General features: G+C 75.7%; 7 protein-coding genes and 1 pseudogene. 1 reads left to right on the forward strand and 7 read right to left on the reverse strand.

What is annotated here, in order from left to right:
* The 3 genes from BU198_RS19995 to BU198_RS20005 all read right to left on the reverse strand — a co-directional run.
* On the reverse strand, positions 1-778 hold a 778-nt coding region (locus BU198_RS19995; RefSeq protein ID WP_188298232.1), incomplete at its 3' end, for a M48 family metalloprotease.
* Positions 779-781: 3 nt separating this feature from the next.
* Positions 782-1,207 (reverse strand): BlaI/MecI/CopY family transcriptional regulator, encoded by a 426-nt coding sequence (locus tag BU198_RS20000; RefSeq protein ID WP_188298233.1) that lies wholly within the window; start codon positions 1,205-1,207, stop codon positions 782-784.
* A 190-nt stretch (positions 1,208-1,397) separates the two neighbouring features.
* Positions 1,398-2,306: a DMT family transporter gene (locus BU198_RS20005; protein ID WP_188298234.1), complete on the reverse strand. Its 909-nt coding sequence runs from the start codon at positions 2,304-2,306 to the stop codon at positions 1,398-1,400.
* Between BU198_RS20005 and BU198_RS20010 the strand changes: the two genes are divergently transcribed.
* Positions 2,305-3,759: a PLP-dependent aminotransferase family protein gene (locus BU198_RS20010; RefSeq protein ID WP_188298235.1), complete on the forward strand. Its 1,455-nt coding sequence runs from the start codon at positions 2,305-2,307 to the stop codon at positions 3,757-3,759. The genes BU198_RS20005 and BU198_RS20010 overlap by 2 nt on opposite strands.
* Before the next feature lie 47 nt (positions 3,760-3,806).
* On the opposite strand, the gene htpX is transcribed toward BU198_RS20010, so the two are convergent.
* From htpX to BU198_RS20030, 4 genes and pseudogenes are all read right to left on the reverse strand, one after another.
* Positions 3,807-4,670, reverse strand: a complete 864-nt coding sequence (htpX, locus tag BU198_RS20015) for a zinc metalloprotease HtpX (RefSeq protein ID WP_188298236.1) — start codon at positions 4,668-4,670, stop codon at positions 3,807-3,809.
* Between the two features lie 153 nt (positions 4,671-4,823).
* A complete protein-coding gene (locus tag BU198_RS20020; RefSeq protein WP_188298237.1) occupies positions 4,824-6,395 on the reverse strand; it encodes an NADH-quinone oxidoreductase subunit N in 1,572 nt (523 codons plus the stop codon).
* A 56-nt stretch (positions 6,396-6,451) separates the two neighbouring features.
* Entirely contained in the window at positions 6,452-8,032 is a 1,581-nt protein-coding gene (locus BU198_RS20025; protein ID WP_188298238.1) for a NuoM family protein, read from the reverse strand.
* A gap of 53 nt (positions 8,033-8,085) precedes the next feature.
* Positions 8,086-8,698: pseudogene (locus BU198_RS20030) on the reverse strand (NADH-quinone oxidoreductase subunit L); the annotation flags it as partial.

Genomic DNA, 8,698 nt, shown 5'->3' on the forward strand with positions numbered 1-8,698 from the left:
GCACCGGGCCGGCCGTCGCGGCCGGGGCGGCGAAGGCCGCGAAACCGGGGGCCGGGGCGGCGTGCGAGACCAGGGCCGCCCTGGCCACCGCCCGCGCGGTGATCCGGCGGTCCCCCACGGCCTGCGCCGAGTCCTCGTCCGCCCACCGCTCCGCGCTGTACGCCACCGCGTGCTGCAACGGCCGCAGGAACGGGTTGACGCAGGCGGCGAGCTGGGTGCTCAGCAGGTACCGGTGGTGCCGGTGGCGCAGGTGCGCCCGTTCGTGCGCGAGCAGCGCCTCGCGCTCGTCGGCGGCGAGGCCCGCCAGCATCCCGGTGGAGACCACCACCCGGCCGGGCGAGCCGGGCAGCGCGTAGGCGTACGGGCTGCGGTCCGGCAGCACCGCGAGGTCGCCGGACTCCCCGGGCCCCGCGGGCAGCCCGGTCAGCGCCCGGCGGGCCCTGGCCCGTACCCGCAGGTGCCGGACGACCGTCCGGGTGCAGGCGAAGCCCACCAGGGCCAGCAGCCACATCGCGGCCGTGCCGACGGTCTCGTGGTACGGCAGCGCGGCCCGCACCTCCGGGTCGGACCAGCTGTCCGGCAGCGGGTTGCCGGGGATCTGCGCGGTGCCCACCACCCCGATCAGCCCGAGGCAGAGCACGCTGCACACCGCCAGCACCGCGCTGATCACGGTCATCAGCCGGGTCGCACCGCGCGGATGCAGGTGCTGCTCGGTCAGGCGCGCGATCGGGACCGCGGTGAGCGGCAGGACGAGCGGAAGGAAGACGAAGAAGCCCACGGGTCAGCTCTCACGGTCGGTCGCTGCCGGATCGGCGGACGCGGCGTCGAGCAGCGCCCGGAGCAGTTCCTCGTCGTGCGGCAGCAGCGCGCTGACGAAACTGGCCAGGACGGCGTCCCGGTCCGCCTCCCCGTCGAGCATCCGGCGCATCCGCAGCGCGGCCAGCCCGGCGGCGTCCGAGGAGGCCTGCCACAGGTAGGAACGGCCGGAGCGGGTCCGGGTCACGGCGTTCTTGGCGTGCAGCCGGGACAGGATGGTCATCACCGTGGTGTACGCCAGGTCGCCCGCCAGGCGTTCCTGGACCCACCCGGCGGCGACCGGGCCGGGCGCCCGCTGGAGCAGCGCCAGCACCTGCGCCTCCAGCTCGCCCTGGCCGCGTCGCCGGGCCGGCGCCTCCCCGGCCACCGGGGCGTGCCTCTCGTCTGCCATGACGGCCCACTCCCTCCGGATGCCGCGCCCGGACCGCCGGGCGCGGGTTCATCCTAACGAGCGCGGGGCGGCGCCGAACCGGTCCGCGCAGGGGTTCGCGGGCGTACGGCGCAGCCCCCGCCGTGCCTCCGGGCCGGGTCGGCCCCCCGGCCGGCTCCCGGCCCGCCCGGTCAGGACCCGGCCCGCCCGGTCAGGCCCTGGCCCGCTGGGTCACCGCGATGCAGACCAGCACCACCACCGCGGTGACCGGCGCCGCCGCCGGCAGGTGCTCGCCGAGCAGCAGCACCGACCAGACCAGCGTCAGCAGCGGCTGCGCGAGCTGGAGCTGGCTCGCCCTCGGCACCCCGATCGCGGCCAGCCCCCGGTACCAGAGCACGAGCCCGCCGAGCTGCGAGACCGCCGCCGTGTACGCCAGCCCGGCCAGCGCCTTCGCCCCGAGCCGCACCGGCTCGGCGCCCAGTCCGAGCACCGCGGTCAGCAGCGTCACGGGCAGCGCGGCCACCACCGCCCAGGCGATCACCTGGGCCCCCGGCAGGTCCTCGGAGAGCCGCCCTCCCTCGGCGTACCCGGCGGCGCAGACCAGCAGCGCCACGAACAGGTAGAGGTCAGCGACGGTCGGGCGGCCGTGGCTCTGCACCAGCGTGAAGGCGAGGACCGCCGCGGCCCCGGCGATCGACGCCGCCCAGAACGCCCCGGACGGCCGCCGGCCGGTGCGCAGCGCCGCGACCGCCGCCGTGGCCAGCGGCAGCATGCCGATGACCACCGCCGAGTGGGCCGTCGAGGAGGTGCGCAGGGCGAGCGTGGTCAGCAGCGGGAAGCCGAGGACGCAGCCGCCGGAGACCACCAGCAGTCCGGGCCAGTGCCGCCGCCGCGGCAGCGGGGCGCGGACCGCCGCCAGGTACAGCACGGCCAGCAGACCGGCGAGGGCGCCACGCAGACCGGTCGCGGACCACGGGCCGAAGCCGGTCAGGGACCACGCGGTGGCGGGGAAGGTGAGCGAGAAGGAGGCCACTCCGAGGGCCGCGTGGACGGTGCCGGAAGCGGTGGCCTGCCGAGGTGCTACCGCCAGCTGGCGAGTAGCGCTATCTTGTGCCGTCATGAACGAGCGTAGCAGTGTGGCCGAACTCGCCGACATCCTGCGGCGGGACGTCGAGCGCTACCCGGAGGGACGAAAGCTGCCCGCCAGCCGGGCGCTGACGGAGCGGCACCAGGTCAGCCCGGTGACGGTCTCCCGGGCCATCGCGGTGCTCGTGGCCGAGGGGCTGGTGGTCTCCAGGCCGGGCGCCGGGGTGTTCCGGGCGGCGGCCTTCGCCGCGGCCCCGGCCGTCTCCGCCGCGCCGACCGGCCGTACCGGCGACCTCTCCTGGCAGGAGATCGCGCTCAGCGCCGACTCCGGCCCGCGCGACCTGCTCGCCGCCCCGGTGTTCGCCACCCTCCGGGTGCCCCCGCCCGACGTCATCGACCTCAACAGCGGCTACCCGCACGCCTCGCTGCTGCCCGAGCGGCTGCTCGCCGCCGCCCTCGCCAGGGCCGGCCGCCGCCCGGGCGCCTGGGACCGCCCGCCCACCGACGGCCTCACCGAGCTGCGCGGCTGGTTCGCCCGCGACATCGGGGGCCACGGCGGGCCGGTCGGCGCCGGGGACGTCCTGATCACCTCCGGCGGGCAGAACGGGCTGACCGTCGCCATGCGGGCGCTCGCCGCGCCCGGCTCGCCGGTGCTCGTCGAGTCGCCGACGTACGCGGGCATCCTGGCGGTCGTCCGGGCGGCCGGGCTGCGGCCCGTCCCGGTCCCGGTCGACGCCGACGGCGTGCGCACCGACCTGCTGGCGGACGCCTTCGCGGCCACCCGGGCCCGGGTCTTCCTCTGCCAGCCGCTGTTCCAGAACCCCACCGGCGCGGTGCTGTCACCCGAACGGCGGAGCGAGGTGCTGCGGATCGCCCGGGCGGCCGGGGCCTTCGTGGTCGAGGACGACTTCGCCCGGCTGCTGGTCCACGCGGACGCCCCCGCCCTGCCGCGTCCGCTCGCCGCCGACGACCGGGACGGCGTCGTGGTGCACCTGCGCTCGCTGACCAAGGCGGCCTCCCCCAACCTGCGGGTCGGCGCCCTCACCGCGCGCGGTCCGGCCCTGGCCCGGCTGCGGGCCACCCAGGTGGTGGACAGCTTCTTCGTGCCCCGGCCGCTCCAGGAGGCCACCCTCGAACTGGTCGCCGACCCGGCCTGGGCCCGCCATCTGCGCACCCTCGGCGCCGAACTGCGCGACCGCCGCACCGCCGCCGTCGCCGCCCTGCACCGCGAGCTGCCCGGCGTCCTCGGCCCGCACCGCCCCGGCGGCTACCACCTGTGGCTGCGCTTCCCCGACGGCGCCGACGACACCGCCCTCGCCGCGGCCGCCCTGCGCGCGGGCGTCCAGGTCTCCCCCGGCCGCCCCTACCACCCCGCCGAGCCCCCGGCCCCCCACCTCCGGCTCAGCTACGCCGCCGCCGAGAGCCCCGCCCAGGTCGCCGAGGGCATCCACCGCCTGCGGCTGGCGTACGAGGAGCCGACGGGCTGACGCCCAGGCGCGGGTGCCCGCGGCAGCCCGCTCCGGCCCGGCGGCCGCTACATCCGGCCGCCCGCCATCCGCTCCAGCCGGGCGATCCGCTCGGCCATCGGCGGGTGGGTGGAGAAGAGCCGGGCGCCGGTCTCGCCGGGGCGGAACGGGCTGGCGATCATCATGTGGCTGGCGGTCTGGAGCTGCGGCTCGGGCGGCAGCGGCAGCCGGCGGGTGCCGGCGTCGAGCTTGCGCAGGGCGCTCGCGAGGGCGAGCGGGTCGCCGGTGATCCGGGCGCCGTCGGCGTCGGCCTGGTACTCCCGGGAGCGGCTGACCGCCAGCTGGATCAGCCCGGCCGCGAGCGGGCCGAGGATCATGATGGCGAGCATCCCGAACAGCCCCGGGCCGTCGTCGTCGTCGCTGCGCCCGAACGGGATCAGCCAGGCGAAGTTCACCAGGAACATCACCACCGAGGCGAGCGCCCCGGCCACCGAGGAGATCAGGATGTCCCGGTTGTAGACGTGGCTCAGCTCGTGCCCGAGCACGCCCCGCAGCTCGCGTTCGTCCAGGATCCGCAGGATGCCCTCGGTGCAGCAGACCGCCGCGTTGCGCGGGTTGCGGCCGGTGGCGAAGGCGTTCGGGGCGGGGGTCGGCGAGATGTAGAGGCGGGGCATCGGCTGGCGGGCGGAGGTGGAGAGCTCCCGGACGATCCGGTACAGCCCGGGCGCCTCGAACTCGCTGACCGGCCGGGCCCGCATGGCCCGCAGCGCGATCCTGTCGCTGTTCCAGTAGGCGTAGGCGTTGGTCCCGAGGGCGACCAGCAGGGCGATCACGAAGCCGGTCCGACCGAAGAGGCTGCCGATCACCAGGATCAGTGCCGAGAGGCCTCCGAGCAGCACTGCGGTCCTCAGTCCGTTGTGCCGGCTGTGCACGTCAGGCCCTCCAATGGTGCGGTGGGGAAGCCCTTTCTGCCTCGTCCCTCGTGCCCGGTCAACGGGTGGGGCCAACGGCCTTGTTCCCTTGTGACCGACGCGACACCGTCGCGGCGGCGCCGGACCGCACCCCCGGCACCGCCCGGCACCCGCTCAGAACAGCGAGCCGCCCGCGACCTGGAGGACCAGCTGCGGTGCCACCGAGAGGACCACCGCGGCGGAGGCGGTGAGCCCCAGCGTGGCGGTGAGGCTCACCGGCAGCCGGTGTCCGGCGGCGCCCTCCGGGAGGGCTTCGTCACCCGTGGCCGGGGCGAACAGCCGGGCCGTCCACCGCAGGTAGTAGAAGAGGGCGACGACCACGTTGACGGCCATCACCACGGCGAGCCAGCCCAGCCCGGCGTCGACCGCGGCGCGGAACACCACGACCTTGCCGAACAGGCCGATCACACCCGGGGGCAGGCCGGCCAGGCAGAGCAGGAAGAAGGCGAGCGCCAGCGCCGTCCAGCGGTTGCGGGCGAACAGGCCGCGGAAGTCGTCCACGCTGGTCCCGGCCCGGCGGCCGACGGCGGCGACCACCCCGAAGGCGCCGAGGTTCACCACGCCGTAGATCAGTGCGTACGCGGCGGTGGCGCCGAGCGGATCCACCCCGCCGGGGGCGTAGCCGGCCGCGGCGAGCGGCACCAGCAGGTACCCGGCCTGGCCGACCGAGGACCAGGCCAGCAGCCGCACCGCGCTGTACCGGGTGTCGAAGCGCTGCCGCAGCGCGCCGACGTTGCCGGCGGTCATGGTGACGGCCGCCAGGACGGCGAGCACCAGGCCCCAGGTGTGGGCGTACGGGCGGAAGGCGATGGTGGTGGCGAGCGCGAGGCCGGACAGGCCGGCCGCCTTGCCGACCACCGAGAGGTAGCCGGCCACCGGCAGCGGGGCGCCGGTGTAGGTGTCGGGCACCCAGAAGTGGAACGGGACGGCGGCGACCTTGAAGGCGAAGCCGACCAGGGTCAGCACCGCTCCCGCCTCGGCCAGTGGCCTGAGCTGCCCGGGGGCGTGCTCCAGGCCCTGGGCGACGGCCGCGAGGTGCAGGCTGCCGCTCGCCGCGTAGACGAAGCCGACGCCGAGCAGCATCACGGCGGTCGCGGTGACGGAGGAGACGAAGAACTTGAACGCGGCCTCCGCGCCCCGGCCGTCCCGGCGCAGCGCGACCAGGGCGAACGCGGGCAGCGAGGCGACCTCCAGGGCGATCACCATGGTGGCGAGGTCGCGGGAGGCGGGCAGCAGCGCGGCGCCGGTGGCGCTGGAGAGCAGCAGGAACCAGTACTCGCCGCGCGGCAGCCGCTCGCTCTCCACGGTGTGCATCGACAGCAGCGCCGCGATCAGCGCGCCGCCGAGGGCGAGCAGCTGGAACACCAGGGCGAAGTGGTCGGCGACGTACGAGCAGCCGCCCACGGCGGAGCCGGTGACCCCTGGAGTGTCAGACCCCCCTGCTACGTTCTGCACGCAGAAGGTCGCCCGGGGTGACGAGCCGGTGAGGGGAAGGAGCGCGATGAGGGCGAGGGCGAGTCCGGCCGCGGTGAGGCGGCCGAGCCACTTCTTGTGCCGCTCGGGCAGGAACAGGTCCGTGAGCAGCACCGCGAGGGCGGCCACGGCGGCGATCAGCGGGGGCGCGATCGCCACCCAGTCCACGGACTGGATCAGGCTGCCCGGGTTGGCTACGGCGAGGGAGGTCACAGTGTGCTGCCCCGTGGAGTGAGGTCCGAGTGCGGCGGTCTGGGCTGCGAGCACGGTCAGCCACCCCCGAGGAGGTGCTTGACGGCGGGGTCGGAGAGGCCGAGCAGCAGCGCGGGCCAGAGGCCGGCGAGCAGGGTGAGCGCGGCCAGCGGCATCCAGCTGACGGCCTCGTACGGGCGCAGGTCGGCGAGTTCGGCCACCGGCGCGGGCTGCCCGGGGTCACCCATGCAGACGCGCTTGACCACGATCAGCAGGTACGCGGCGGTGAGGAGGGTGCCGAGACCGGCCAGGACCATGTAGGTGACGAACGCGGGGCGCGACAGGCCGTCGGCCGGGTCGAACGCGCCGAACATGGCGAGCAGCTCGCCCCAGAAGCCGGCCAGGCCGGGCAGGCCGAGGCTGGCGACGGCGGCGAAGGCGAGCAGCACGCCCAGCCGCGGGGCCCGGCCGTACAGCGCGCCGCCGGTGGCGCCGGACAGGGTGTCGAGGTCGGCCGTGCCGTAGCGGTCCTTGAGCGCGCCGACCACGAAGAACAGCAGACCGGTGATCAGACCGTGGGCGATGTTGGCGAACAGCGCGCCGTTGACGCCCACCGGAGTGAGGGAGGCGATGCCGAGCAGCACGAAGCCCATGTGGCCGACGGAGGAGTACGCGATCAGGCGCTTGAGGTCGCCCTTGGCCCCGGGGCGGGCCAGCGCCAGGCAGGCCAGTGAGCCGTAGACGATGCCGACGGCCGCGAAGGCGCCCAGGTACGGGGCCAGCGTGGTGGCGCCGTCCGGCACGACCGGGAGGAGGACGCGGACCAGGCCGTAGGTGCCCATCTTCAGCAGCACGCCGGCGAGCAGCACCGAGCCCACCGTCGGGGCGGCGGTGTGCGCGTCGGGCAGCCAGCTGTGCAGCGGCCAGGCGGGGGCCTTGACCGCGAGCCCGACCAGGATCGCCAGCGCGGCGATCACCTGGGTGGTGTGGCTCAGCCCGCCGCCGTGCGCGGCGGCCAGGGCCTGCATGTCGAAGGTGCCGGCCTTGCTGCCGATCAGCAGGAAGCCGAGCAGCATCACGGCGGAGCCGAGCAGCGTGTAGAGGATGAACCGGTTGGCGGCCGGGACCTTGGCGCCGCTCCCCCAGCGGGCGATCAGGAAGTACATCGGGATCAGCACGATCTCGAAGGCCAGGAAGAAGAGCAGGAGGTCCAGCACCGCGAAGGTCGCGAGCATGCCGACTTCGAGCAGGAGGAACAGCCCGACGAAGGCCTGCGCCGAGGGGCCCCGCCCGTCGGGGACTCCGCTCCGGGTCTCCCCGTTCGGCAGCCGCTTCTCGGAGTACAGCGCGCAGAGGAAGGTGAGCAGGCCGGTCAGCACGATCAGCGGCAGCGAGACGCCGTCCACCCCGAGGTGGAGGCGCACGTGCAGGGCCGGGATCCAGGACACGTCGGTGGTGGCCTGCATCCGGGCGGGCTCGTCGTGGTCGAAGCCGGCCGCGAGGGCGACGGTGAGCAGGAACACCACGCCGGTGACGACGGTGTTCAGCCGCAGTGCCCGCCGGTCGGCCAGGGCCCGGTCCGGCCCGAACACCGGTACCAGGGTCAGTGCGGCGCCGAACAGCGGCAGCACCAGGAGGGCGATGAGGACTGCGTTCATCGGGGGCTCCCAGCAGCGGTCGAGGGGACGGAGGTGGAGGACAGCGGCACCGGTTACACCGCCACCAGGACGGCGAGCAGGACGACCGCGGCCAGCAGGGCGCTGAGGTACGTCTGCGCGTTCCCGGTCTGCGCGAGCCGGACGGCCCGGCCGAGCAGGTTGGCGCCCACCCCGCTGCCGCGCACGTAGGCCTCGACGACCTCGCGGTCGAGGAAGCGGACCAGCTTGGCGGCGGCGCCCACCGGCCGGACGAACAGCGCGTGGTACAGCCGGTCGACGCCGAAGCCGTGCCGGGCCGGGCCGAACAGCGGCCCGAGCAGGGTGCGCCCGGGGTCGGCGACGATCACCTCGGCGGCCGGGGCTCCGCCCTGCCCCGGCACCCTCCCCCAGCCTCCGGCCGGGGCCGGACTGCCGGTGTCCAGCCGGGCGGTCGCCGAGCGCCAGGCGCCGTACGCGGCGAGCACGCCGACCACGGCGAGCCCGGTCCCGGTGACGGCGGTGACCCCGGAGGGCCGCAGCGGGCCGCCGTCCAGCAGCGCGGGCAGCCAGTCCGAGCGCAGGCCGGCGATGCCGAAGCCCATGGTCGGCACGGCCAGCACCCACAGCGGCCAGCGCATCGCGGGCGGCTCGGCGGCGGCCGGGTCGGCCTCGTCGGGCTCGGGCGAG

Source organism: Streptomyces sp. CBMA156 (genome assembly GCF_014596515.1).
Classification (GTDB): domain Bacteria; phylum Actinomycetota; class Actinomycetes; order Streptomycetales; family Streptomycetaceae; genus Kitasatospora.